Genomic DNA, 24,834 nt, shown 5'->3' with positions numbered 1-24,834 from the left:
CAGCCCCTCTCGAGCAAGAGAAGGGGGTTTAGTCAGGCACAGCTGGCCTGCGGGGTGATGGTTCTTGCTGCCGGCAGTGCCCTGGTGGTGACCAACCCCTCCATGGGCGATTACAAGCAGCACGCCGGTGCTCAGCTGGTGCGACTCGCCACCGAGGAGCTGTGCGACCGCCAGGGGTTGCCCATGGTGCTACGCCTCTGGATCCGAGATTGTCCCCGTCTGGTGGCTGATCAGCGTGCCGGCCTGGAAACCCTGGCTGGCCGTTTCACGCAGCGTCTCAATCTTGGTGTGGCCAGCGTGTTCACCACCAGGGTGGGCGGTCAGGATCTTCTCCCGTCGCTGCGATTGCCTGGGTACACGATCACCACCCTCGGCCTGGCCGGTCATTTCATCACCCTCAGCAGCCGTGCTGATGGGGGGCGGCTGGAGTGAATCGTTCCTTCAGCTCCACAGTTCAGCAGGGTGGCGCAGGTGGAAGCATCAGGGCCTGGGTGCCCGATTTGCTGCTTCAGCTTCCGGAGCAGGCGAGGCCTCGCTCGAGCGCTGAAGGATTGGTCGCCGTTGAGCTGGATTGGCAGGGGGGTGTGCTCACGGCACTGCGGCCGCTTGGCGCCGATCAGCCGCCGCCGGACGGCATGGTGCTGCCGCGCCTGGTGGAGCCCCATGCCCATCTCGACAAGGCCTTCAGCTGGTCGGAGCATCCCAATCTCAGTGGCACCTACGACGGGGCGATGGCGGCCAATCTGCGGGAGCACCAGACCCGCACGGCCGAGCAGGTGCATGCCCGCGGTGAACGGGCTCTGCGTTTGGCCTGCCGCCATGGCCTCAGAGCGATCCGCAGTCATGTCGACAGCCTCGGACCCGGTGCCGTTTGCAGCTGGGAGGCCCTGCTGGATCTGCGCCAGCACTGGCGTGATCGCATCGACCTGCAGCTGGTTGCCCTGTTGCCGGTGGAGCACTGGTCAAGCTCCGATGGGCAGCGCCTGGCGGCCTGGATCGCCTCCCGGGGCGGCTTGCTCGGAGGGGTGATTCCATCCCCGTGCCCAGTTCGGAAGATGCGTGCTGCCTTGCGTCGCTTGCTGGAGCTCGCCGAGCAGCTCGGCTGCGGGGTGGATCTGCATATCGATGAGGCCGATGCTTACCCTGCCGCCGGAGTGGGACAGCTGCTGCGAAGCATGGATGGGCTGTCGCTGTCTGTGCCGGTCACCTGTAGCCATGCCAGCAGCCTGGCCCTGCTTGGGGCTGAACCGCTGCGACGGCTCGCGGATCGGATTGCCGAGCATCAGCTTCAGGTGGTGGCCCTGCCCCTCACCAACGGTTGGCTGCTGGGTCGCCAGGGAGATCGCACGCCCTATTGCCGGCCCCTGGCTCCGATTCGTCAGCTCCAGAGGGCCGGCGTGGGTGTCGCGGTGGGAGGCGACAACATTCAGGACTGCTGGTTCCCTGGCGGCAACCTCGATCCGCTGGCGTTGATGGCTGCCAGCTTGTTCAAGGCGCATCTGGCTCCTTGGGAAAGGCTTGGACTGGAACCCTTCAGCAGCGAAGCAGCCCGGTTGATGGGCCTGATCTGGGATGGGGTTTTGCGGCCTGGAGCGCCGGCGGATCTGATGCGTCTCGAGGCGTCGAGTTGGTCTGAGGCGCTGTCGGAGCCGCCCCGTCGGCGCGTGTTGATCAACGGCGAATGGCTGGATGCGTTCCCGGGCCACGCAGAGTTGCAACACTGAGCGCAGCGATCGCGGGTCAAGGCCATGGAACCGAGAGTTCTGGAGGGATTGCTCGAGGAGCTCACCGGGCTGGAGCAGCTGAGCGTTTGGCGTGATCCCGCTGATCTGGAGCGATTCTCCCGTGATGCCTACGACTATTCACCGGTGCTGCTTGAGCGGCTGAGGAGCTGCCGTGCCGATCTGGTGGTGCGCCCTGAGAGCGTTGCTGCCGTGATGGCGGTGGCTGCTGCCTGTGCACGCCATCAGGTGCCGCTCACCCTTAGGGGAGCGGGGACGGGGAATTACGGCCAGTGCGTGCCTCTCGAGGGGGGGGTGGTGATGGTGATGACAGCCCTGAATCGTGTGCGCGCCATCGAGGCCGACAGCGGCGTGGTGGAGGTGGAGAGCGGTTGTCTGCTCAAGGAGTTGGATCAGTCTCTCGGTGCCTGCGGTCGTCAGCTCCGCTTGCTGCCGAGCACCTGGCGCAGCGCCAGCGTGGGTGGCTTCATCGCCGGGGGATCCGGCGGTATCGGTTCGGTGCGCTGGGGATTCCTCAGGGATCCAGGTCATCTGCTCGGCCTTGAGCTGGTGACCCTGGAGCCGGACCCACGGTTGCTGCGGCTTGACGGGGCCGATGCCGAAGCCCTTAATCACGCCTACGGAACCAACGGAATCCTCACGGCTCTGCAGCTGGCCACGGCGCCGAGGGTGCCGTGGCAGGAAGTGAGCATCGACTGTGATGACTGGGGAGATGCCCTGCAGTTGGCCACGCTCTGTCAGCGCTCCGCCCTTGAGCTGCATCTCTGCACCCTGCTCGATCGATCGATTGTCGATCGTCTGCCCCCTTGGAGTGGTCTTGCGGGTGGCCGTCATCGTTTGCTGCTGCTGGTGGCACCTGATGGTGTTGCCACGCTTGAGCGTCTTGCCGCCCGCTCCAACGCCATCATCGTGCGAATCGGAGCGGAGGCCGCCCACCGCGGCAACGGTCTGCGGGAGCTGAGCTGGAACCACACCACGCTGCACTGCCGAAGCGCAGAGCCCGGTTGGACCTACCTGCAGATGCTGCTTCCCCAGCCAGAACAGGCTCTGATCGAGGCCTTGCGGGTCGACTGGGGGGATGATCTGCTTTGGCATCTCGAGGGGGTGCGCCATTGGGGTGGGGCCCGCCTGGCCGCTCTGCCACTGGTGCGTTGGCGCGGCGTTGAGGCTCTGGACCGTTTGATGGCGCAGTGCCGTTCCCTCGGCGCGGTTTTGTTTAACCCCCATGTGCTCACGGTGGAGGACGGGGGGCTGGGGGTCATTGATGGTGACCAGGTGGCGGCCAAGGCTCGGTTTGATCCCAAGGGGTTGCTCAACCCGGGAAAGCTGAGGGGCTGGACGGGCTGATTGGCCTTAACAGCTGGTCTGCCTTAACAGCTGCTTTGCATTAACAGCCCAGACTGTCGCGGGTGGCCACGCCAGTGCCGGGATGGACGCCCTCTGCGTCTTGGCATAAGCGGCGCACATCATCACGATCCAGCAGGGCATCGCTGAAATCTGCCCCTTCGATGCGGGCCCCGGCGAAGCTGCTCCCGGATGCAATCACGCCGCTCAGCAGCGCCTCGCGCAGGTCGGTGCCCGTGAAATCAGCCCGGTCCATCAGGGCATCGGACAGATCGGCGCCTCTGAAATCAGCATCAGCGAAGGCCCCCTGGGTGAAGATGGCTCCGTGCAGATCGGCAGCGCTGAAATCGGCGCCTCGGCCCACGGCGCCGGCAAACGATGTGTTCCTCAGGTCCTGACCATGGAAGTCATGGCCGCTTTGATTGGTGAGGGTGTAATCCACCCGCTCCTGAAACAGTGCCTTGTCCTGAAGGCCCACTCCAGAACTGGTGTCCAACGCCTGCACTGCTTCGATGGGGCCAAAGGCCAGGCCGATCAGGAGTGCGCTGATCAGGAAGTGGTTCAGCCAGCGGCGTAGCGACAGCAAAAGGTTTGGCATGACGGGCGCGCGGCGGCAGGGTCTTCACTCTGCCCGGAGAAGGCCGCGCCCGAGCAGATCCCCCAGCAGATAGAGCGATCCGGCAATCACCGGGCGCGCCTGCGGCCATCCCGCCTGTTCCAGCTGCTCCAGGGCGGTTTCCACTGGCTCGCGGCCGTCGGCCTCTCGCAGCTGGGTTGCGAGTTCTGGGCAGGAGGCCTTGAGGGCCTCTGCGCTCCAACTGCGGTGGCCGTTCAGCGGCACGATCCAAGCCCGGTCCTGGGGTTGCAGCAGGCTGCGAAGCATCGCTGGAGCCTCCTTGTGGCTCTGAATGCCCAGAATCCAGTTCAAACCCAGACTCTGACCGCTCCAATGGGCGCGCTCCCCTGCGAGTCGCTCGGCCGCTGGCGGATTATGGGCGCCATCCACCAGAACCTGTCGCTGGCGCCAGAGCAGTGGTTGAAGACGTCCTGGCCATCGGGCCGCGGCGAAGCCGTGGCGAATGCTGGCCGCATCCACCGGCCAGCCTCGGGTGGCGATCTGCTGCAGCACCTCCAGCGCCACAGCGCCGTTGTCCCGTTGCCAGATGCCACCCAGCCCCAGCTGCCAGTCGGCACCCAGGGGGCTGACTTGAATCAGTTGGGCTCCCACCTGATCGCAGCGGCGGGCGAGCACGGCGTTCACCTCGGCTGCCTGGGGGGCGCTGATCACCGTGGCACCGGCTTGGATGACGGCCGCTTTCTCTTCCGCCACCGCCGTCAGCGTCCCCCCCAGATGCTCACAGTGATCGAGGCCGATCGAGGCCACCGCCACCAGGGGGCGATTCGGGTGGGCCGTGGTCGCATCCAGGCGTCCGCCCAGGCCGGCTTCCAGCACGAGCCATTGAACGGATTCGGCTTGGAAGTGAATCAGGGCCGCGGTGATGAGCAGCTCGAAAGGCGTGAGGTTTTCCTGGCGCGCCAGCGGCTGAAGCTCGATCAGTCGTTGGCGCAGGGTTTCAGGCCGGATGGTCTGCCCATCCACGCGGATGCGTTCGCACCAGTCGATCAGATGGGGAGACGTGGTGAGACCGGAGTGGATTCCGGCCGCCGTGAGGGCGCTGTGAATCAGCGTGGCAATGGAGCCTTTGCCGTTGGTGCCCACCACCTGCACCGCGGGGATGCTTTCGGTGGGGGATCCCAGCTGTTTCAACGCACGGTTCATCCGCGCCAGGGAGAGATCCATGCCCCGCTGATCAAACGGCGGGAGCAGATCGTTGAAATTCACGCCTGCAGGCTCTCCAGAGCGGCAGCAAGGCGGCGAATCAGACTCGTCACCTCGCGGCGATTGATCACCAGCGGTGGCACCATCCGCACCACCTGTGGACCGGCCGCCACCAGCAGTAACCCCTGATCAAGGGCTGCTTTCACGACGTCGGCGGCTTGGAACGATCCCTCCTCCCGCAGGACAAGACCCTGCAAGAGCCCCCAGCCACGTACGCCGCTGAGTTGGTCGGGATGACGCGCTACCAAGGTTTGCAGACCCGTTCGCAGCTGCTCGGCTCTGGCATCGACATTGGCCAGTAGGTGACGACGTTGGAGCTCCCTGGCCACGGTGAGTCCGGCGCGACAGGCAAAAGGATTGCCCCCGAATGTGCTGGCGTGGTCACCTGGCTGGAAATGGTCGGCGTGCTGCTGCACCAGCAGGGCCCCGATCGCATGTCCACCGCCAAGGCCCTTGGCCAGCGTGAAGGCATCCGGTTCGATGCCCAGCTGCTCATAGCCCCAGAGACAACCGGTTCGACCCATGCCCGTTTGCACCTCATCGAGGATCAGCAGGATCTCGCGCTGGCTGCAGTGCTCCCTCACGGCACGGAAGAAGTCGACTGTGCCGGGATTGACACCGCCTTCGCCCTGGAGCGGTTCGAGCAGAACTGCAGCCACACGCGGACCATTGGCCTCCATCCGGTTGAGCAGAGCCTCGAAACCGTGGAGGTCGTTGTAGGGGAAGGTCTCGAAACCTTCCACCATGGGTTCAAAGCCCGCGTGATACCGGGGCTGCCCCGTGGCGCTGACCGCTGCCAGGGTGCGCCCGTGAAAGCTCGATTGGGCTGTGAGGATCACGGGGCGATCGATACCGCGGACGGTGTGACCGTGTTTGCGGGCCAGCTTGATGGCCGCTTCATTGGCTTCAGCGCCTGAATTGCAGAAGAAGACGCTGTCAGCACAGCTGTGATCGACCAGCCAGCGGGCCAGATCTTCCTGCTCCTGAATCCGATAGAGATTCGACACATGCTGCAACCGCCTTAGCTGCTGGGACAGATCCCTGCGCATCGCCGGGTCGCTGTGGCCCAGGGTGCAGGTGGCGATGCCAGCCACTGCATCGAGATAACGCCGGCCGCGGTGATCACGCACCCAGCAACCCTGACCACGCACAAGGGTGATCGGGAAGCGTCCGTAGGTCCCCATCACAGCAGTGGGAGCGGTGGGACTTGAACCCACATGCCCGAAGGCGCTCGATTTTGAGTCGAGTCCGTCTACCAATTCCGGCACGCTCCCCTGTCGCTGATGTTATGCGAGCGCCCTCTGATCCGTGCCGATCAGTCTTCGCGGCGTTGGAGATATGCGCCTGTGGCGCAGAGCTTGGCCTCGATGGTGTCGTAGCCACGATCGAGATGGTTGAGCCCTGACACCTGGCTGGTGCCGCGGGCTGCCAGACCAGCCAGCACCATTGCAGCGGCGGCCCGGAGATCGCTGCCGGTCACCGGTGCAGCGGTGAGCTGAGGCACCCCTTCCACCACGGCGGTGTTGCCTTGCAGGCGGATCGAGGCACCCATGCGCTGCAGTTCGGCCACGTGTTGCATGCGGTTTTCGTAGATCTTTTCGGTGATCACACTGGTGCCGCGGGCAGTGGTCAGCAGGGCCATGAACGGCGCCTGCAGGTCGGTTGGGAATCCAGGGAAAGGTTGCGTTGTGAGATCGACACCCTGGATCTCGCCGGGGGTGATGGTGATGCCCTCGTCGTCAATGTCGAGCTGGCAGCCACAATCACGAAGCTTTTGGAGCACAGCGCTGAGGTGCTCAGGGACCACGGGGGCAACCCTGAGGGTGGAGCGAGTGATCGCTGCAGCGAGCAGGAAAGTGCCGGCTTCAATCCGGTCGGGGATCACCGAATAGGTGCAGCCGCGCAACGCAGTGACGCCCTCAATGGTGATGGTGGGACCGCCGGCACCGCTGATCCGAGCACCCATGGCATTGAGCATGTTGGCCAGGTCTTGCACTTCCGGCTCTTGAGCCGCGTTTTCAATCACGCTGGTGCCTTCGGCCAGAACGGCGGCCATCAGGATTGTCTCGGTGGCTCCAACGCTCGGGCAGTCAAGAACGATCGAGTCCCCTTTGAGGCGACGGCGGCGGCCGGGGACGGCGGCGGAGACCACGCCATGCTCCACATTCACAACGGCTCCGAGGGCCTTGAGGCCACGGATATGTTCCACAACAGGGCGGGCACCGATGCGGCAACCACCGGGCAGGGGCACCCGGGCACTCCCAAGGCGGCCAAGGATGGGGCCGATCGCAAAGAAGCTGGCCCGAAGACCATTCACGAGTTCATAGGGAGGTTCGCCGTGCAGAAGCTGTTCGGCGTGAATCTCCACGGTCTCGCCGTCGCGCTGAACACGCACACCCAGGGCTTCAAGAATCTCCGACATTCCATCGATGTCGGTCAGTTGTGGAACGTTTTTGAGGACGACAGGCTCGCGGCAAAGCAAGGCGGCAGTCATCAAAACAAGGGCTGAATTCTTGGCGCCACTCACGCGCAACTCACCCTTGAGGGGGTGTCCTCCTTGGATCTCCAGGTGCGGCTTGAGAATCTCCTGAGACACGGGCGCCGCAGCCGGCATAGCTTGAAGACCTTCAGGAGACGCTCCATGTTGGCAAGGGTGTTTGAGACCGTCTAGACGGCCGGCCGGCAAACTGGATCGTATGCGGTGTGAGCCTTCTGATCAGAGGGAGGTCGATGCCGTATGTTCGAACACGTCGCCTGCGCGACACACGCCCGCGGATGTGGCGGAATTGGTAGACGCGCTAGTTTCAGGTACTAGTGGCAGCAATGTCGTGGGAGTTCAAGTCTCCCCATCCGCACTATTTTGAAAGGGTTGCCCAACCCAAAACATGATTGTCCTGAAGATCTCCAACTCCTCAGAGGTGGTGGCAGCCAAAGTAGGCAAGTTCTTGGAGTTTTTGACGCCTGATTCGATTGATCAAAACGCTGTTGAAGATCAGGTGATCAAGAAGCTGGTTGAAAATCTGTCCGCCGAAGGCATCAAGGGTGAAATCGCCGCTGTGAAGGGCATTGACCTACAGGGTCAGGAGCTCAGCCTTCATGACGGCATGAAGGTGCGCAAGCACGAGTCGTTCTGAGCGCCCACGACCCGGTCGCTCGTGCGATGGAGAGTCCGCTGATCACCAGCCGGCGTAATCCGTTGGTCGCGCGCCTTCGGGCGCTCGCAGCCCGTGCAGGACGGGAACGCGAGGGATTGCTCTTGCTGGAGGGCACCCATGGCGTGCAGGAGTTGCAGGGGGCTGAAGCGGCCGTTCATGTGACCGAACTGGTGGCCACTCCCGACTGGATCAGCCGTCATCCCCAGCTGCTGGAGGGGTGGTCATCAGCCCTGCGTGTGCACCAGGTGAGTGAGACGGTGTTGCAGGCCTCCTTATCCACGGTGCATCCCGACGGGGTGGCGTGTCTGCTTCCGCTCTCGGCGTTGCCTCAACCCCCGGCCAAGCCCGAGTTTGTGCTTGCTTTGGATCGCCTCCAGGACCCAGGCAACCTCGGAACGCTGCTGCGTACAGCCCTGGCGGCGGAGGTGGAGGTGGTTTGGCAGGCTTCGGGCGCGGATCCGTTCGGTACCAAGGTGGTGCGTAGTTCCGCTGGTTCCATTCTTCGCTTGCCAGTGGAGCGCTTCGGGCCTGGGGAGAACTCAGGGGTGCGCACCTTGGCTGAGAAACTCCAGGGCTTGCGGGACCGGGGCGTTCAGGTCGTCGCCACCCTCGTGCCCGGCGCTCGTGTCGAGTGTTCCGTGGTTCCCTACTGGGAGCTGGACTGGACACGACCCACGGCGCTGGTGCTGGGGAATGAGGGGGGCGGGCTTCACGGCGAGCTGCTGGCCTGCTGCAGCCATGGCGTCACCCTTCCCCATAGTGCAAAGGTCGAGTCGTTGAACGTGGCGTCGGCCGCCGTTCCACTCCTGTTGGAACGCCGACGGGCGACAATGACCGCTCCAACGCAGCTGACCGGGTGAGCGACGCCAGTTTCGACTTTGATGTCATCGTGATCGGCGCCGGCTACGGCGGCTTTGATGCCGCCAAGCATGCAGCCGAGCATGGGCTGCGCACGGCGATCATCGAATCCCGCGACATGGGCGGCACCTGCGTGAACCGTGGCTGTGTGCCGTCGAAGGCGCTCCTTGCGGCCAGCGGTCGCGTACGCGAACTGGCGGATGCAGAGCACCTCGCTGGTTTCGGAATTCATGCGGCACCGGTGCGTTTCGAGCGCCAGAAGATTGCGGATCACGCCAACCAGCTCGTGGCGACCATCCGTAGCAACCTCACCAAGACGCTCGAGCGTTCTGGGGTCACGATCATCCGCGGTAAGGGCCGCCTGGAGGGCAGTCAGCGGGTGGGCGTGCGTGAAATCAATGGTGTTGATCGGGTGCTCACGGCCCGCGATGTGATTCTGGCCACGGGCTCCGATCCATTTGTGCCGCCAGGCATCGAAACCGATGGCCGCAGCGTGTTTACCAGTGACGAGGCGGTGAATCTGGAATGGCTGCCCCGCTGGATCGCGATCATCGGTAGCGGCTACATCGGCCTCGAATTTGCCGACGTCTACACCGCCCTCGGTTGTGAGGTCACGATGATCGAAGCGTTGGATCGGGTGATGCCCACCTTTGATCCCGATATCGCCAAGCTCGCTGCCCGCAAGCTGATCGATGGTCGCGACATCGATGCCCGCTCAGGCGTGTTGGCTCAATCCATCAAGCCTGGTGCACCGGTGCAGATTGAGTTGGTGGAGATGCAGACCCGTGAGCCGGTGGAGACCCTGGAGGTGGATGCAGTCCTCGTGGCCACGGGCCGGGTGCCAAGCAGCAAGGGGCTCAACCTCGAGGCCCTTGGCGTTGAGACCCATCGAGGCTTCGTTCCGATTGACGACAGCATGCGCGTGCTGGTGAATGGCCAGCCCGTTCCCCATCTCTGGGCTGTCGGCGATGTGACCGGCAAGTTGATGCTGGCCCACACGGCCGCAGCCCAGGGCACCGTGGCCGTGGACAACATCCTTGGCCATTCCCGACAGATTGATTACCGCAGCATCCCAGCCGCCACCTTCACCCATCCGGAGATCAGTTCGGTGGGTCTGAGTGAGGTGGATGCCAAGCAGCTGGCCGCGGACCAGGGGTTTGAGCTTGGCGTGGTGCGCAGTTACTTCAAGGCCAACTCCAAGGCTCTCGCTGAACTCGAGAGTGACGGCCTGATGAAGCTGCTGTTCAACAAAGCCAGCGGTGAGGTGCTCGGTGCTCACATTTATGGATTGCATGCGGCTGATCTGATTCAGGAGGTCGCCAATGCCGTCGCCCGTCGTCAGAGCGTGCGGCAACTGGTCACCGAGGTGCACACCCACCCAACCCTCAGCGAGGTGGTGGAAGTGGCCTACAAGCAGGCTGCTGCAGCTTTGGGGGCCTGAGCGATGGAAATCCGGCGCCGTCCCCCGAATCCGCGGATCCAGGTGGCTCACCTGGAATACGCCATCCCCCACGCCGAGGAGGAACCCCGCCACATCCTCGAGAAGATTGTTTGGGAGAAAGACCGGGAGATTGAGGCAGCCCGCCAGCGGATGCCTTTGGATCAGTTGAAGAGCAAGGTGGCCAAGCTGCCGCCACCCCGCGACTTTCTTGCGGCCCTGCGCGCTGCGCCAGTGCTTCCAGCCGTGATTGCAGAAGTCAAGAAGGCCAGCCCCAGCAAAGGAGTGATCAGGGAGGACTTTGACCCTGTGGCGATCGCCCGTGCCTATGCAGCCGGTGGCGCGAGCTGCCTATCGGTACTCACGGACAAAACCTTCTTCCAGGGAGGTTTTGAGGTGCTGGTGGAGGTTCGCGACGCTGTGGATCTGCCCCTGCTCTGCAAGGAGTTCATCCTCAGCCCATACCAGCTGTATCAGGCCAGGGCAGCAGGTGCCGATGCCGCTTTGCTGATCGCGGCCATTCTGAGCGATCAGGATCTCACTTACTTGCGCAAGGTGGCCTCTAGCCTTGGGCTCACGGTGCTCGTGGAGGTTCACGACGCTGACGAGCTGGAGCGGGTGCTCAGCCTGGGGGGCTTCCCTCTCATCGGCATCAATCATCGAGATCTCACCAGCTTCGAGACGGACCTGGCCACGACAGAAACGCTCACGGCCCAGTTCGGGGAGCGACTTCAGGAGCAGCAGGTTCTGCTCGTGAGCGAATCGGGTCTGTTCAGTCGCGCCGATCTGGATCGGGTTCAGGCCGCTGGTGCAGGGGCTGTGTTGGTGGGCGAAGCGCTGATGCGCCAGCCGGATGTGGAAGCCGGATTGCGCACCTTGATCGCGGGCTAACCATCCTGCTGAGCTACCAAAAAAAAGCCCCCGCGTTGCGGGGGCTTGGCTGAAGAGCAACGAACGGGCTGCTAAGCGATCAGGCTGCCGCCAGGTTGGCAGCCACGAAGTCCCAGTTCACCAGCTTGTCGAGGTAGGTGGTGATGTAGTCAGGGCGACGGTTCTGGTAGTCGAGGTAGTAGGCGTGCTCCCAGACATCCATGGTGAGCAGAGCCTTCTGGCCATGGGCCAGGGGCAGGTCGGCGTTAGCGGTTTTGGTGATCTTCAGGGTGCCGTTATCGAGCACCAGCCAGGCCCAGCCGCTGCCGAATTGGGTTGCGCCGGCAGTCTTGAACTGTTCAACGAAAGCCTCGTAGCTGCCGAAGTCAGCGTTGATCTTGTCGAGCAGTGCACCACTGGGTTGGCCGCCGCCACCTGGCTTCATGCACTGCCAGTAAAAGCTGTGGTTCCAGACCTGAGCAGCGTTGTTGAACACACCCGCCTTGCTGGCATCACCGGCCACTGCGGTGATGACCTCCTCGAGGCTCTTGTTGTCGAGGTCCGTTCCCTCAATCGCCTTGTTCAGGTTGGTGACGTAGGCGTTGTGGTGCTTGCCGTGGTGGAATTCCAGGGTGGAGCGGGAGATGTGCGGCTCCAGGGCATCCAGGGCGTAGGGCAGCTGGGGAAGGGTATGGGCCATGGGGATGACGTTCGGCGGCGGGATCCTAACGACAGCCCTGCCGCCATAGACGTGCTCCGGAGCCTCAGCCCTTCACCTCCAGCAGTTCCACTTCAAAGATGAGGGTGGCATTGGGGGGAATGATGCCGCCTGCACCACGGCTGCCATAGCCGAGATCGGGGGGAATCAGGAGCTTGCGCTTGCCGCCGACTTTCATGCCGGCCACTCCTTCATCCCAGCCTTTGATCACCCGACCAGCGCCAAGGGGGAAGCTGAACGGTCCGCGGTTGTAGCTGCTGTCGAATTCCTTGCCGTTCTCAAGCGTGCCGCGGTAGTTCACAACAACGGTTTGTCCGGCGCTGGCTTCGGCACCGGTTCCGACTACGAGGTCGGTGATGCGAAGGCCGCTGGCGGTGATTTGCGGTTTTTCGACGCTCATGGGTCCGCCCAGGGCGGAGGCATCGGCCTGGTTGGAGTCGGCTGCCATGGCAAAAAGTGTGGGGTTGGGATCCTCAGGATCCAGCTCCATGGGTGCGGTTGCCGCGGCTGAGGGCGCGCTCTTCTCCAGGGCAGGAGCAGTGGCGGCCATGGCAGGGGCGATGGTGGATGGGGCCACGATCTGGCTGACAAGCGCCACCATCAGGCAGGCCACGCAGACGGCAGAGCTGATCAGAATGTCGCGCACGGATGCTGGATTGGCGGGGAGGAGCTGATTGTTGCAGGTTCACTCCTGGCGTTCACGCTGACGCAACTGTTGCTCAAGGCGGTCAATCCGGCCGCGCAGTTCATCAAGTTCCCTCTGGCTGGCTAGGCCGAGGTCCTGCAGCAGGTTGTCGCGATTGCGCTCGAGATTGCGTCCCATCTGCTGCTCCAGTTCAGGGGTTTCCCCTCTGAGGGCCTTGAGCACATCGTCCACCAGTGCACTGGCGTGGGAGGGATCCAGCCGACCGCTGCTCACCCACTCCTGGGTCACATAGCGAAGTCGATCCGCCACAAGCGTGGTGGTGCCCAGGCCTCGCAGCAGCAGCTGCTGAAGGGGGTTGGCGGTCTCCATGGCTGATCCCGATCCGGTCCTGCCATCAGGATGGCTTCGCGCGTCGCCGCTGACCATGGGCAATGACCGATCCTTGGCCCTGGTGCAGGGAGGGCTGGGTGGCCTGCTGGCTGGTTTGACGCTTGGCCTGCCGGGGGGCTGGTGGCTGGGGGGACCGCTGTGGATGATCCCAGCACTGGCGCTGCTCTGGTCGGCCCAGCGTCGTCCTGCAGCGGCAGCGCTTTGGGCAGCGGTGGCTGTGCTGGTGAGTCATCGCTGGCTGCTGGCTTTGCATCCGCTCACCTGGATCGGGGTCCCGGCTCCCTTGAGCCTGCCGTTGGCCCTGTTGATCTGGGGCTTTTGCGCTGCTGTCGCCGCTCTGTTGCTGGCGGTCTGGGCGGCCCTGGCGACCTGGATCGACAGCAGCCGCTTCGGCTCCGCCCTCTTGCTGGCCGGGGTGTGGGGCCTGATGGAGACCGCCCTCTCCCGTACCCCTCTGTTTTGGATCGGCGTGGGGGGCTCGCTGTTGCCGGCGGATCCCTGGTTCGCCGGTTTGGCCCGCTGGATTGGGGCCGGAGGGCTGGCGGCCCTGTTGTTGCTGATGGGCTGGTGGCTTTGGCAGGGTGTGCGCTTGGTGCAGTTGCGGATGCAGGGCTGGCGCCTCTGGTTGGCGGCTGGGCTCCTGGTGTTGCTGCTGGCCCATGGCCTCGGTGGGCGTCTTCTTGCTTCTGGCCCTGAGCCTGTTCTGGGCTGGCGAGTGGCCCTCTGGCAGCCAGCGATTCCGACCCGAGAGAAGTTTCAGCCTGAGCAGCAGGCCCGTCAGGCCGCCGGCCTGGAATCGGCTCTTGAGCAGGCTGGCCTGCAGGGGGCCGATTGGTTCGTCGCTCCTGAGGGAACCCTGCCCCTCGATGCCCGTCTGCGCAGTCCAGCTCCCCTGCCCCTGCTCAGCGGTGGTTTCCGCTGGCGGCAGGGGCGTCAACGCAGTGCGTTGCTGCTGATTCCAACGGGTGCAGAGCAGCCCAGTGCCGCCATCGACAAGCACAGGTTGGTGCCCCTCGGCGAATGGCTGCCCGACTGGCCAGGGCTTGGAGCCGGTCTGTCTGCGGTGGGTGGTGTGGAGCCCGGCCCGCCCTCACGCTTTTGGCGGTGGTCAGGGCCACCGGCCGCTGTGGCCATCTGTTACGAACTCAGCAACGGCGCGGCGATCGCCAGGGCGGTGGCGGAGGGAGCCCAGTGGCTGCTCACCATCGCCAACCTCGACCCCTATCCCGTGCTGCTGCAGCATCAATTCCTGGCACTCGCGCAGTTGCGCAGTCTCGAGACCGCCAGGCCTCTGCTCAGTGCCGCGAACACCGGGCCAACCGCCACCGTTTCGGCCAATGGTCAAACCCAGTGGCTGCTTCGACCGGGTGTCTCCGGGCTTGCCCTTGCTGAGCTGCATCCCCAGCAGGGAGGCACGGGGTATGTGCGCTGGGGGGAGGGGCCCCTGGGGCTGATCACCCTGTTGGCGGCGCTCGCTGTGCTCAGGCGGCGTTTTGCTGGATCAGGCCGCCCCCCAGCACCCGCTCCCCCGCGTAGAACACCGCCGCCTGGCCGGGGGTGATCGAGAACTGCGGCTCCTCAAAGCGCAGGCGAACCCGTTGGGGGCGATCGGCGGCTGCATCCTCAGCGGTCGGTTCAATCACCTCCAGTTGGGCGGGCACCGGCTGGCTGCGGTACCGCACCTGCACCTCCACCGTGAGGCCCTCGCCGATGGCAGGGGCTGGGATTGAGACCCAGTTCACAGCGCCGACGCTGCAGCCCGTTTCCCCGGCGTCTGCGCGGGGGGCGACCACCACTCTGTTCATGGCTGGATCAAGGCGCACCACGTGCAGTGGCTCGCTCCAGGCCACCCCCAGACCCTTGCGCTGGCCAATGGTGAAATGCTCGATGCCGTCGTGCTGCCCCACAACGGTGCCATCGCGCAGCACGATCTCCCCCTGGCGGGGGGGCAGGTAAGCATCGAGAAACGCGCGCATGGAGCCGTGGTGATCCGCCAGGCAAAGGTCCTGGCTTTCCGCTTTTTTGGCGGTGCGTAGACCATGGCGTTCCGCTTCGGCCCGCGTGTCGCCCTTGGTCAGCTCTCCAAGGGGGAACACCAGGCGGCCCAGGGCCTCCTGCGGCAGGTCGTAGAGGAAATAACTCTGATCTTTTTGGCTGTCGAGGCCTCGCAGCAACTGGTGGCGGCCGTTGTCGCTCTGATCACCATGGCGGATGCGGGCGTAATGGCCTGTGGCGATCCTGGAAATGCTGCGCTCGTCCTGCGCCCAGCGGAGCATCGGGCCGAATTTCACCTCACGATTGCAGCGGGAACAGGGGAGTGGTGTGACGCCGTTGCCATAACCCTCCACCAGGAAGGTCACGATCTGCTCCTTGAAATGCTCTCGGAAATCGACCACATGATGCGGAATCTCGAGCTGCTCGCAGATGCCTGCCGCATCCACCAGCCCCTCGGCGCAGCAGGCGCCCTTGCCGCTCATCAACCAGAGGGTGAGCCCCTCCACCTGCCATCCGGCCTCCACCAGGAGTGCAGCAGTCAGGGAGCTGTCGACCCCGCCCGAGAGACCAACCGCGACGCGGTGCTCACCAGGCCAGAGGCGCAGGCGTGCGAGGGCCTGTTGCCCTGCATCGGTGGCCGGAGCTGAACCCATGGGCGGTTGTGTCTGATCTCTCCATAGTGAGGTCCCGGCTGCCTGTTCGTGTCCTGGCCCTCACCCGACGCTGATCACTGGTTGGTGAGTTCGGAGCGGATGACCACCCTCGAGCGGGAGTGGCTCGCCAGCGGCCTCCCTGTTGCGGCGTTGATGGAGAAGGTGGGCTTGGCGATGGCCGCCTGGTTCCTTGCCCGCCCAGAACTCCTGCGTGAGGGTGTGCTCGTGCTCGTGGGGCCGGGCCATAACGGCGGTGATGGTTTGGTGTTGGCCAGAGAGTTGGCTCAGGCCGGCGTAGCGGTTCGCCTTTGGGCGCCCCTGCCGATTCGACAGCCCCTCACCGAACAGCACTGGAGCCATGCCCGCTGGCTTGGGCTGCCTGTGCTTGAGGCGGATCCAGACCCGTCGGACCCGATGCTTTGGATCGAGGCGCTCTTCGGGCTTGGTCAGCATCGGCCGTTGCCGGATCCCCTGGCGGTTCTGTTCCGTGAGCGCGAGCAGCATCGACCTGGACGCCTGGTGAGCCTGGACCTGCCCGCTGGCCTGGATGGAGACACGGGCATCCCCCATTCGGGGGATGCGGCGGTGGCGATGGCGACCCTGACGGTCGCGCTGATCAAGAAGGGGCTGGTGCAGGACTCGGCCCTTGCCCATGTGGGGACACTGCATCGGCTGGATGCCGGCACTCCCAACCGTCTGCTGCCCGATGGCTCCTCGGCGGAATGCCTTGGACTGAGGCCCAGTGATTTGAACGCTCTCTCCTGGCCTCAGCCATCACGGAGGGCCATGAAATACGAGCGGGGGCGAGTGTTGCTGGTGGTGGGCAGCGATCGATACCGAGGGGCGGCTCTGCTCGCCTTGCGGGGTGCACTAGCCAGCGGTGCTGGCAGTGTGCAGGCGATCGTGCCGGAGTCGATTGCGCCATTCCTTTGGCAGCAGGTCCCGGAGGTGGTGTTGGCCACGGCTGTTCCAAGTACAGCGGCTGTTCTAAGTACAGCGGCTGTTGCTGACCAGGCGGATGGTGGCAGCGCGGCGGATGTTGGCATGGCCTGGGCTGATGCCCTCGCTCGTCAGGACATCGGACGTTTGGATGCCTTGCTGATCGGACCTGGTCTTGGCTCAGCCTGCAGCCCCTGGGATCGGGCGGCAGCTCCCTTGCTTGCGTTCCCCGGTGTGCTGGTTCTCGATGCCGATGCCCTCAATCAGTTGGCCCTTTCGGATCAGGGCTGGCGCTGGCTGCAGCGGCGTCGCGCAGTGACTTGGATTACGCCCCATGCCGGGGAATTCCGTCGACTGTTCCCTCAGATCGATCTGGCCAACCCGCTGCTGGCTGCCAAGGAGGCAGCCGCGTGTTCCGGTGCTGTGGTGCTGCTGAAGGGTGCCCACAGCGTGATCGCTGCACCCGATGGCAGTGTCCGCCAGCTTGTTGAGACGGATGCCCATGTGGCCCGCACCGGCCTGGGTGATGTGCTGGCCGGCCTCGCCGCTGGCTGGGCGGCTCAGGGACCGGTCATGGAGTGGCAGGCGGAACCGTTGGCTGCTGCTGCATTGATGCATGCAACGGCCGCAGCGCGCTGCCGTGGTTCGAGTGCTGCCGGGGATGTGGCGGCCAGCCTGGCGCGCCTGATTCGTCAGCTGCAATCGCAGTAAGTGGTTGATGCAAAAGCTGCATACGCGTTCATCGCGCCATTGGATTGGCTCCCTTGAGCAGGCATTTGTGTCGTTTTCCTTTCATGAATCTGAAGGGTTGCTGAAAACACATCACTGCTTCTGGTTTTCATAGGAAAGTCTTTCCACGCACTTCTTGCGGAGACGCAATGGCATCCCTCGCAGTGGGTCTTGCTGAGACTCAAAAGCGACGCAGCAGTGATCCAATCAGTTGGTATCTCGCAACAATTGGCCGTATTCCTTTGCTGACTCCTGCTGAGGAGATCGAGCTTGGTAATCAGGTGCAGGCAATGATGCGTCTCACCGAAGATGGAACTGTGCCGGCGGATTCGGAATCGCACAGTGCTCAGGATCGCCGGATGATTCGTGTCGGCAAGCGCGCCAAGGAGCGCATGATGAAAGCGAATCTTCGCTTGGTTGTCAGTGTTGCAAAGAAATATCAGGGAAAAGGTTTGGAGTTGCTTGACCTGATTCAAGAGGGTTCTCTTGGCTTAGAGCGAGCTGTTGAAAAATTCGACCCCACCCGTGGTTACAAATTCTCCACCTATGCCTTTTGGTGGATTCGTCAGAGCATGACCCGGGCGATTGCTTGCCAATCCCGCACGATTCGCCTGCCCGTTCACCTGAGTGAGCGGCTCACCACGATCCGCAAGGTGACCCTCGATCTTGCTCACAAGCTTGGGGCGATGCCGAGTCGCATGGAGATCGCCGAGGCGATGGAGATGCCGATGGACGAGCTTGACTCGTTGCTGCGTCAGGCCCTGACCACCAGCAGTCTTGATGCTCCTGTGAATGGGGAGGAGGGACGCAGCTTTCTTGGCGATCTCATTGCTGACAGCAATTCCGATGAGCCGCTCGACAAGGTGGAGCAATCGATTCATCACGAACAGCTCGGCCGTTGGCTCACCCACCTCAGTGAGCAGGAGCAGCACGTGCTCGCTTTGCGTTTCGGCTTGAATGGCAATGAGCGCCACACCCTTGCCGAGATCGGCCGTCTGATGGAGGTGTCTCGGGAGCGGGTGCGTCAGGTGGAGCTCAAGGCCCTACGTAAGCTGCGCAATCTCACCCGCAGGATGCCGAGCATCTGAATCAGTTGCTGGTCACGTTCTGATCAGTCTTCGGCCCAGATGTAACGGGTCAGTTCCGAACCATCGGGTTCTGGAGCTGCGAGGGCGAAGTCAACGCAATCCTGCACTTCAGCGTCGATTTCTTTTTCGATCGCGCGTAGATCCTCGCTGCTGGCTAAGCCTGCACCCACCAGATCTCGCTCCAGAGCCTTGAGCGGGTCGCGTTGGGCCCAGAATTGCTTCTCTTCCTCTGCCCTCAGCTCGTCGGGGTCGGCGAGGGAATGGCCACGGAAGCGGTAGGTGAGGCACTCGAGCACGGTGGGGCCTTCACCAGCACGGGCGCGCTCCAGAGCCCTTTGGGTGGCAGCGCGCACGGCCAGAACATCCATGCCATCCACCTCTTCACCGGCCATGCCGAAAGCGCCGGCCTTGCGCCAGATCTCTGGGTCACTGGTGGCGCGGTCATGGGCCATGCCAATCGCCCACTTGTTGTTTTCCACCACGAAGATGATGGGCAGCTTCCAAAGCTGGGCCATGTTCAGGCATTCAAAGAACTGGCCGTTGTTGCAGGTGCCGTCCCCGAAGAAGGCCGCTGTCACCGCATTGCTTGAGGCATCACCAAGGGCGTCGCGCTTGTAGCGGCTCGTGAAGGCGGAGCCCAGGGCAACCGGAATCCCCTCACCGATGAAGGCATAACCACCAAGCAGGTGATGCTCCTTGGAAAACAGGTGCATGGAGCCCCCCCGGCCCTTGCTGCAGCCGGTTTCTTTCCCGAACAGCTCACTCATGACTTCCCTGGCCGGGACTCCAGCGCTGAGGGCGTGCACGTGATCGCGATAGGTGCTGCAGAACCAGTCGTGCTGGCGCTTCATGGCACCGATGACTCCGGTGCTCACCGCTTCCTGCCCGTTGTAGAGGTGCACGAAGCCAAACATCTTGCCCCGGTAGTACATCTCGGCGCACTTGTCCTCAAACCGTCGCCCCAGGGTCATGTCCCGGTAAAGGGCAAGTCCTGTCTCCCGATCCACCGTGGCCCGCTGGGCCGTCACAAGCGATGAAAGCCTTTCGGCATGGGGGCCCGCCATGGAGGCGCTGGCGCCGGAGAGAGCGCTATCCATTGCGATGTTTTGGCTCATCCCAGGCCTTTCGTGATGGTCAACTTTAAGGGTCAGCCCACAGGGAATGGGCAAAAACCCTGACACTGCCTACAGTCTGCTGCCAATGGCTGCATCGCAGTTGGACTTGCCGATCGATCATTTCCGCCTGCTAGGCGTCAGCCCATCGGCCGAGGCTGATGTCATCCTGCGCACGCTGCAGCTAAGAATCGATCGCGCCCCTGATCAGGGGTTCACCCATGAGGCCCTGCAGCAGCGGGCGGAACTCCTGCGGCTCTCGGCTGATTTGCTCACCGATCCTTCCCGTCGCCGGGAGTATGAGGCGACCCTGATGGAGCTGGGTCGTGATCATCCCGGAGATACGGCTGGTCTTGACCTTCCCTCCAGCCGTGAGGTGGCAGGTCTGATCCTGCTGTTGGAGGCCAATGCTCCCCACGAGACCTTCCAGCTGGCCCGCCAGGCTCTGCAGCCGCCGCAGGCCCCGGCCTTGGGAAGTGGCCGGGAGGCTGATCTGGCCCTGCTGGCCGGCCTGGCCTGTCGCGCTGCTGCTGAGCAGGATCAGGAGCGGCGGCGCTACGAGTCGGCTGCCGTGCTTCTGGGCGAGGGGCTTCAGCTTCTTCAGCGTGTTGGAAAGCTGCCTGAACTGCGTCGCATTCTTGAGCAGCAGCGAGATCAGCTCACCCCTTACCGGATCCTGGATTTGCTCAGTCGTGACCTGGCTGAACAGGTGGCAAGGCGCGAAGGACTTGAACTGCTCGAGCGCTTTGTGGAGAGGCGTGGCGGACTGGAAGGAGATCTTCAGGCCGTTCTGGATCAAGGTTCTGAACCAAGCCCTGAGTCGGGCATGCCCCAGGGGGAGTTTGAGCTGTTCTTCCAGCAAATCCGCCGCTTTCTGACGGTGCAGGAACAGGTGGATCTGTTGGAGCGCTGGCAGGCCCAGGGCTCCGCTGATGCGGCATTCCTTGGGGTCATGGCGCTGACGGCTGCTGGGTTCTCCCGTCGCAAGCCCGAGCGACTCGATCAGGCGCGCCAACGGCTTCGTGGCCTGGCCCTCGAAGGGTTGGACACCCGTCCGCTGCAGGGCTGTCTTGACCTGCTGCTCGGCGATGTGGAGCATGCCCAGGGGCATTTCCAGGCCAGCACCGACGCTGAATTGCAGCAATGGTTGCAGCGCCATCCCGGAGACGATCTGGCGGCCCTCTGCGATTACTGCCGCTCCTGGCTGGGGCGCGATGTGTTGCCGGGATACCGGGACGTGGATGCCGAGGCCATTGACCTCGAAGCCTGGTTCGCCGACCGGGATGTGCAGGCCTTCGTGGAGCGTCTCGAGCGGATCGAGGGGAGGCAGCGCCCTGCTGGGTTTGACTCGACCCCAGCCTTTGGTCTCGATCCGGATGGCACGCTGCCCCTGGAGATTCCTTCGGCTGGAGACCCGTTAGCCGATTCCGCCCCTTGGCCCGGACAACCAGCTTCGCCAGCCTCCATGGGTCTGGCTTCAGGAGCGGATTCAGGGTCTGAGGAGTCTGCTGCTGGATTGAGCTGGCGTGAGCGGTTGGATCAACTGCCCCGTCCCAGCCGTCCGGCGCTGCTCGCGTCCGGGATATTCGCGGTTGTGGTGGCCGTCGTGGCAGCGCTCAGCCTGATTGGCCTGCGTCGTGAGGCGGAGCCCAGCCGTCTCAAGCCCGAAGGGCAGTCGCCAACAGAGCAGAACAAAGCCGAGCCAACCCCTGGGCAACGTGCAACGCCCAAGGCCCCTGGGCAGCCGAAGGCGGCCCTGCGGCCTGAACAGGGCAGCCAAGGCTCTCAACCGTTCCAGCCGCTGAACGCCGATGCCCCTAGCGAAACCCAGCTGCAGACCCTTTTGCAGACGTGGCTCGATCGCAAGGCGACTGTTCTTGGCGGCGGGACGGTGGCGGATGTTCAACTCGATGCGGTCGCCCGCGATGGGCTTGTGTCGCAGGTGCAGCAGGAGCGCCGTGTCGATGCAGCCGCTGGCGAAAGGCAGACGGTGGAGGCTTCGATTACCTCCCTCGAGCTGGTCAGCCGCACGCCGCAGCGGATCGAACTCAGGGCCCGCGTCGCTTATTCCGATCAGCGCGTTGATGCTGCAGGCAAGGTGATCGAACGCACGGCTGCGACCACCCTGCCGATTACCTACATCCTGGGCCGAGACGGCGACACCTGGCGTCTCCACGCCTATATCCCCGGCTGAAGACCGGGCTGAGGAGGCGGCTTTTTACGATCAGGAACTAAGCCCTGTTGGAAGCCCCTCCATGTTTGACGAGCTGTCAGCCCGCTTTGAAGACGCGGTCAAGGGGCTGAGGGGGCAGGACAAGATTTCCGAGACCAACGTTGATGGGGCTCTAAAAGACGTGCGTCGGGCCTTGCTCGAGGCTGACGTCAGCCTCCCAGTGGTCAAGGACTTCGTCGCGGAAGTCCGTGAGAAGGCGGTGGGGGCTGAGGTGGTGCGCGGGGTCAGCCCCGATCAAAAGTTCATTCAGGTGGTGCACGATCAGCTGGTGGAGGTGATGGGTGGTGGCAATGCACCCCTTGCCAAGGCTGAGCAGGCGCCCACCGTGGTGCTGATGGCTGGTCTGCAGGGTGCCGGTAAGACCACCGCGACCGCAAAGCTCGCCCTGCACCTCAAAGATCAGGGACGGCGGGCCTTGATGGTCGGGGCAGACGTGTATCGCCCCGCGGCGATCGAGCAGCTCAAGACCCTTGGTGCTCAGATCGATGTTGATGTGTTCAGCCTCGGAGCAGAAGCCAAGCCGGAGGCCATCGCCGCTGCTGGCTTGGCCAAGGCCAAGGAGGAGGGATACGACACCCTGCTCGTCGATACGGCGGGCCGGCTCCAGATCGACACCTCGATGATGGAGGAGATGGTGCGGATCCGTTCTGCGGTGCAGCCCGATGAGGTGCTGTTGGTGGTGGATTCGATGATCGGCCAGGAAGCGGCCGAGCTCACCCGCGCATTCCATGAGCAGGTGGGCATTACCGGGGCGGTGCTGACCAAGCTCGATGGCGATTCCCGCGGTGGTGCAGCGCTCTCGATCCGCAAGGTGAGCGGTCAGCCGATCAAGTTCATCGGCACCGGCGAGAAGGTCGAGGCCCTGCAGCCTTTCCATCCCGAGCGGATGGCGAGCCGCATCCTCGGCATGGGGGATGTTCTGACCCTGGTGGAGAAAGCCCAGAAGGAGGTGGAGCTCGCCGATGTGGAGAAGATGCAGAAGAAGTTGCAGGAGGCGTCGTTTGACTTCTCCGACTTCCTTCAGCAGATGCGCCTGATCAAGCGGATGGGCTCCCTCGGAGGCTTGATGAAGATGATCCCGGGCATGAACAAGCTTGACGACGGCATGCTCAAACAAGGCGAGCAGCAGCTCAAGAAGATCGAAGCGATGATCGGCTCGATGACACCTGCGGAACGGACGCAGCCTGAGCTCCTGGCCGCCCAGCCCTCCCGTCGTCGCCGCATTGCCGGCGGCTGTGGCTATCAGCCGGCGGATGTGGACAAGGTGCTGGCCGATTTCCAGAAGATGCGGGGCTTCATGCAGCAGATGACCCGTGGTGGTGGGATGCCTGGAATGCCCGGGATGCCGGGTATGGGTGGTGGGATGCCTGGAATGCCCGGGATGCCGGGTATGGGTGGCATGCCCGGGATGCCCGGCATGGGCGGTCCGGGTCGCGGTGGTCGTGGTGGTGCTCCGAAGCGGCAGCGCCCGGCCAAGAAGAAGAAGGGTTTTGGGGAGCTCTGACCCGTCGCAGGGTATGGTGGCTGTTTGGCGCGCGACTCAGAGTCAGCGCCGAGTTCCACCCTCAGAAGCAGCGCCACGATGATCAAGCTCCGCCTGAAGCGGTTCGGTAAGAAGCGGGAAGCGAGCTTCCGCCTCGTGGCCTGCAACAGCACGTCACGCCGTGACGGACGCCCTCTCCAGGAGCTGGGCTTCTACAACCCCCGCACCAAGGAAACCCGTCTGGACACAGAGGGTTTGCGCGCCCGTCTCAGCCAGGGAGCTCAGCCCACCGATGCAGTGCGATCCCTCCTCGAGAAGGGTGGCCTGATCGAAAAGACTGTCCGTCCTGCCGAAATCGTGGGCAAGGCCAAGCAGGCTGCTGCTCGGGAAGCTGCTGCTCAGCAGGCTGCCAAGGAAGCGGCGGAAGCCAAGGCCGCTGCTGAGGCTGAGGCCAAGGCTGCCGCTGAAGCTGCTGCCGCTGAAGCCGAGGCTCCCGCCGGCGATGAAGCCGCTGCGGACGAGACCGCCGAGGCCTGATCCACGCCATGACCGAAGCTGCCGCGCCGGGTCGCTTCGTCTTTGATCTTCCCCATCCCGAAGCAGCCCTCGCTCTTGCAGGGCCCTCGGAACAGACCCTGCGTCAGCTGGAGGCCCTCACAGGGGTCTCTCTGGTGATGCGGGGTCTTCAACTTGAAATCAGTGGTCGACCCAGTCAGTTGGAGCGGGCCGCGGCGGTGGTGGAGCTGCTGCGCGCCTTCTGGCAGGAGGGGCAGAGCGTCTCTCCTGTGGATCTCCAGACCGCTCTGCAGGCCCTCGATACCGGCCGCCATCAGGACCATCAGGCCATGGGGCAGCAGGTGCTGGCTCGCTCCCAGCGAGGTCAGTTGCTGCGGCCCCGCACTCTGCGCCAGAAGTCTTATGTGGAGGCGATGGAACGCCATGACCTCACCTTCGCCTTGGGTCCGGCAGGGACCGGTAAGACCTTCCTGGCCACGGTGCTGGCCGTGCGCATGCTCACGGAGCGCAAGGTCGAGCGTCTGATCCTCACTCGGCCCGCCGTTGAGGCAGGCGAGCGTCTCGGTTTTCTGCCAGGGGATCTGCAACAGAAGGTGGATCCTTATCTCCGTCCCCTCTATGACGCGCTCCACACCCTGATGGGTCCTGAGAAAACCACGGCCCTCCTGGAGAAGGGGGTGATTGAAGTCGCTCCGCTGGCCTACATGCGCGGTCGCACCCTGGCCGAATCCTTCGTGATCCTCGATGAAGCGCAGAACACCACACCGGCCCAGATGCGCATGGTGCTCACCCGTTTGGGGGAGCGTTCCCGCATGGTGGTGACGGGTGACATCACCCAGGTGGATCTGCCGCCCGGGCAGATGAGCGGTCTGGTGGAGGCCTCACAGGTGCTGGAGGGTGTGGAGGGTGTGGCGGTGTGCAAACTCACAGCAGCCGATGTGGTGCGCCACCCCTTGGTGCAACGTGTGGTGGAGGCCTATGCCCGGCGTGACGATCGACGGAAGCCGACGCGATCAGGGTCACCCCGCTGAGCGCTGATGGGGAGATCCGCACCTGGGATCTGACCACAACCTGATCAGCCCTGC

The 24,834-nt window shown here is 63.9% G+C and carries 23 protein-coding genes and 2 tRNA genes; 15 read left to right on the top strand and 10 right to left on the bottom strand.

Annotated elements, in window-relative coordinates:
• Positions 1 to 57 precede the first annotated feature (57 nt).
• The 3 genes from H0O21_RS12900 to H0O21_RS12890 are packed head-to-tail and all read left to right on the top strand — an operon-like array spanning position 58 to position 3,089.
• A complete protein-coding gene (locus tag H0O21_RS12900; RefSeq protein WP_131456196.1) occupies positions 58 to 432 on the top strand; it encodes a DUF4359 domain-containing protein in 375 nt (124 codons plus the stop codon).
• Complete coding sequence (locus tag H0O21_RS12895; RefSeq protein WP_185189918.1) at positions 429 to 1,724, top strand: amidohydrolase family protein; 1,296 nt, start codon at positions 429 to 431, stop codon at positions 1,722 to 1,724. Before H0O21_RS12900 ends, H0O21_RS12895 begins: the two co-directional genes overlap by 4 nt.
• Positions 1,725 to 1,748: 24 nt before the next feature.
• Complete coding sequence (locus H0O21_RS12890) at positions 1,749 to 3,089, top strand: FAD-binding oxidoreductase (RefSeq protein WP_185189917.1); 1,341 nt, start codon at positions 1,749 to 1,751, stop codon at positions 3,087 to 3,089.
• A 40-nt stretch (positions 3,090 to 3,129) separates the two neighbouring features.
• On the opposite strand, the gene H0O21_RS12885 is transcribed toward H0O21_RS12890, so the two are convergent.
• From H0O21_RS12885 to murA, 5 genes are all read right to left on the bottom strand, one after another.
• Positions 3,130 to 3,684 carry a pentapeptide repeat-containing protein gene (locus H0O21_RS12885; protein WP_185189916.1) on the bottom strand — a complete coding sequence of 185 codons (555 nt, stop codon included), beginning with the start codon at positions 3,682 to 3,684 and terminating at the stop codon, positions 3,130 to 3,132.
• Between the two features lie 24 nt (positions 3,685 to 3,708).
• Positions 3,709 to 4,929 carry a folylpolyglutamate synthase/dihydrofolate synthase family protein gene (locus tag H0O21_RS12880; protein ID WP_255441035.1) on the bottom strand — a complete coding sequence of 407 codons (1,221 nt, stop codon included), beginning with the start codon at positions 4,927 to 4,929 and terminating at the stop codon, positions 3,709 to 3,711.
• Positions 4,926 to 6,110, bottom strand: a complete 1,185-nt coding sequence (locus H0O21_RS12875) for an aspartate aminotransferase family protein (RefSeq protein ID WP_185189915.1) — start codon at positions 6,108 to 6,110, stop codon at positions 4,926 to 4,928. The genes H0O21_RS12880 and H0O21_RS12875 overlap by 4 nt, the downstream gene beginning before the upstream one ends.
• A gap of 8 nt (positions 6,111 to 6,118) precedes the next feature.
• Positions 6,119 to 6,200: transfer RNA gene (locus tag H0O21_RS12870), tRNA-Leu, on the bottom strand.
• A gap of 41 nt (positions 6,201 to 6,241) precedes the next feature.
• A complete protein-coding gene (gene murA, locus H0O21_RS12865; protein ID WP_185189914.1) occupies positions 6,242 to 7,540 on the bottom strand; it encodes a UDP-N-acetylglucosamine 1-carboxyvinyltransferase in 1,299 nt (432 codons plus the stop codon).
• Positions 7,541 to 7,697: 157 nt separating this feature from the next.
• Here murA and H0O21_RS12860 point away from each other — a divergent pair.
• From H0O21_RS12860 to trpC, 5 genes are all read left to right on the top strand, one after another.
• Positions 7,698 to 7,781 (top strand) — tRNA-Leu (locus tag H0O21_RS12860).
• Positions 7,782 to 7,811: 30 nt separating this feature from the next.
• The gene (locus H0O21_RS12855) at positions 7,812 to 8,060 is read left to right on the top strand and encodes a hypothetical protein (protein WP_131456205.1); all 249 of its coding nucleotides are present in this window, start codon (positions 7,812 to 7,814) and stop codon (positions 8,058 to 8,060) included.
• Between the two features lie 26 nt (positions 8,061 to 8,086).
• Positions 8,087 to 8,941, top strand: coding sequence for an RNA methyltransferase (locus H0O21_RS12850; RefSeq protein ID WP_185189913.1), 855 nt, complete (start codon positions 8,087 to 8,089; stop codon positions 8,939 to 8,941).
• Positions 8,938 to 10,380 (top strand): dihydrolipoyl dehydrogenase, encoded by a 1,443-nt coding sequence (gene lpdA, locus H0O21_RS12845; protein WP_185189912.1) that lies wholly within the window; start codon positions 8,938 to 8,940, stop codon positions 10,378 to 10,380. Before H0O21_RS12850 ends, lpdA begins: the two co-directional genes overlap by 4 nt.
• A gap of 3 nt (positions 10,381 to 10,383) precedes the next feature.
• On the top strand, positions 10,384 to 11,268 hold the full coding sequence (gene trpC, locus H0O21_RS12840) for an indole-3-glycerol phosphate synthase TrpC (RefSeq protein WP_185189911.1): 885 nt from the start codon (positions 10,384 to 10,386) through the stop codon (positions 11,266 to 11,268).
• A 79-nt stretch (positions 11,269 to 11,347) separates the two neighbouring features.
• On the opposite strand, the gene H0O21_RS12835 is transcribed toward trpC, so the two are convergent.
• From H0O21_RS12835 to H0O21_RS12825, 3 genes are all read right to left on the bottom strand, one after another.
• Positions 11,348 to 11,947, bottom strand: coding sequence for a superoxide dismutase (locus tag H0O21_RS12835; RefSeq protein WP_131595502.1), 600 nt, complete (start codon positions 11,945 to 11,947; stop codon positions 11,348 to 11,350).
• Positions 11,948 to 12,011: 64 nt separating this feature from the next.
• Positions 12,012 to 12,611: an FKBP-type peptidyl-prolyl cis-trans isomerase gene (locus H0O21_RS12830; RefSeq protein ID WP_185189910.1), complete on the bottom strand. Its 600-nt coding sequence runs from the start codon at positions 12,609 to 12,611 to the stop codon at positions 12,012 to 12,014.
• 39 nt (positions 12,612 to 12,650) lie between these two features.
• Positions 12,651 to 12,980 carry a phasin family protein gene (locus H0O21_RS12825; protein ID WP_131456218.1) on the bottom strand — a complete coding sequence of 110 codons (330 nt, stop codon included), beginning with the start codon at positions 12,978 to 12,980 and terminating at the stop codon, positions 12,651 to 12,653.
• 55 nt (positions 12,981 to 13,035) lie between these two features.
• On the opposite strand from H0O21_RS12825, the gene H0O21_RS12820 reads away from it, so the two are divergent.
• Positions 13,036 to 14,562, top strand: coding sequence for an apolipoprotein N-acyltransferase (locus tag H0O21_RS12820; RefSeq protein ID WP_185191041.1), 1,527 nt, complete (start codon positions 13,036 to 13,038; stop codon positions 14,560 to 14,562).
• On the opposite strand, the gene mnmA is transcribed toward H0O21_RS12820, so the two are convergent.
• Positions 14,483 to 15,649: a tRNA 2-thiouridine(34) synthase MnmA gene (mnmA, locus tag H0O21_RS12815; RefSeq protein ID WP_131456220.1), complete on the bottom strand. Its 1,167-nt coding sequence runs from the start codon at positions 15,647 to 15,649 to the stop codon at positions 14,483 to 14,485. The genes H0O21_RS12820 and mnmA overlap by 80 nt on opposite strands.
• A 48-nt stretch (positions 15,650 to 15,697) precedes the next feature.
• Between mnmA and H0O21_RS12810 the strand changes: the two genes are divergently transcribed.
• Entirely contained in the window at positions 15,698 to 17,299 is a 1,602-nt protein-coding gene (locus tag H0O21_RS12810) for an NAD(P)H-hydrate dehydratase (protein ID WP_185189909.1), read from the top strand.
• Between the two features lie 167 nt (positions 17,300 to 17,466).
• Positions 17,467 to 18,405 (top strand): RpoD/SigA family RNA polymerase sigma factor, encoded by a 939-nt coding sequence (locus H0O21_RS12805; protein ID WP_185189908.1) that lies wholly within the window; start codon positions 17,467 to 17,469, stop codon positions 18,403 to 18,405.
• A 23-nt stretch (positions 18,406 to 18,428) separates the two neighbouring features.
• Here H0O21_RS12805 and pdhA read toward each other — a convergent pair whose 3' ends face one another.
• Positions 18,429 to 19,520 (bottom strand): pyruvate dehydrogenase (acetyl-transferring) E1 component subunit alpha, encoded by a 1,092-nt coding sequence (gene pdhA, locus H0O21_RS12800; protein WP_131456226.1) that lies wholly within the window; start codon positions 19,518 to 19,520, stop codon positions 18,429 to 18,431.
• 85 nt (positions 19,521 to 19,605) lie between these two features.
• Between pdhA and H0O21_RS12795 the strand changes: the two genes are divergently transcribed.
• The 4 genes from H0O21_RS12795 (at position 19,606) to H0O21_RS12780 (ending at position 24,780) form a co-directional block, all read left to right on the top strand.
• Positions 19,606 to 21,711: an ARC6/PARC6 family protein gene (locus tag H0O21_RS12795; RefSeq protein WP_255441034.1), complete on the top strand. Its 2,106-nt coding sequence runs from the start codon at positions 19,606 to 19,608 to the stop codon at positions 21,709 to 21,711.
• A 61-nt stretch (positions 21,712 to 21,772) separates the two neighbouring features.
• Positions 21,773 to 23,254: a signal recognition particle protein gene (gene ffh / locus H0O21_RS12790; RefSeq protein ID WP_185189906.1), complete on the top strand. Its 1,482-nt coding sequence runs from the start codon at positions 21,773 to 21,775 to the stop codon at positions 23,252 to 23,254.
• Between the two features lie 78 nt (positions 23,255 to 23,332).
• Positions 23,333 to 23,770, top strand: coding sequence for a 30S ribosomal protein S16 (gene rpsP, locus H0O21_RS12785; protein ID WP_185189905.1), 438 nt, complete (start codon positions 23,333 to 23,335; stop codon positions 23,768 to 23,770).
• Positions 23,771 to 23,778: 8 nt separating this feature from the next.
• The gene (locus H0O21_RS12780; RefSeq protein ID WP_185189904.1) at positions 23,779 to 24,780 is read left to right on the top strand and encodes a PhoH family protein; all 1,002 of its coding nucleotides are present in this window, start codon (positions 23,779 to 23,781) and stop codon (positions 24,778 to 24,780) included.
• Positions 24,781 to 24,834: the final 54 nt, after the last annotated feature.

This window comes from Synechococcus sp. HK01-R, from assembly GCF_014217855.1.
GTDB lineage: Bacteria > Cyanobacteriota > Cyanobacteriia > PCC-6307 > Cyanobiaceae > Synechococcus_C.
Note: the sequence above shows the minus strand (reverse complement) of the source record. Positions and strands in the feature narration are given on the sequence as shown.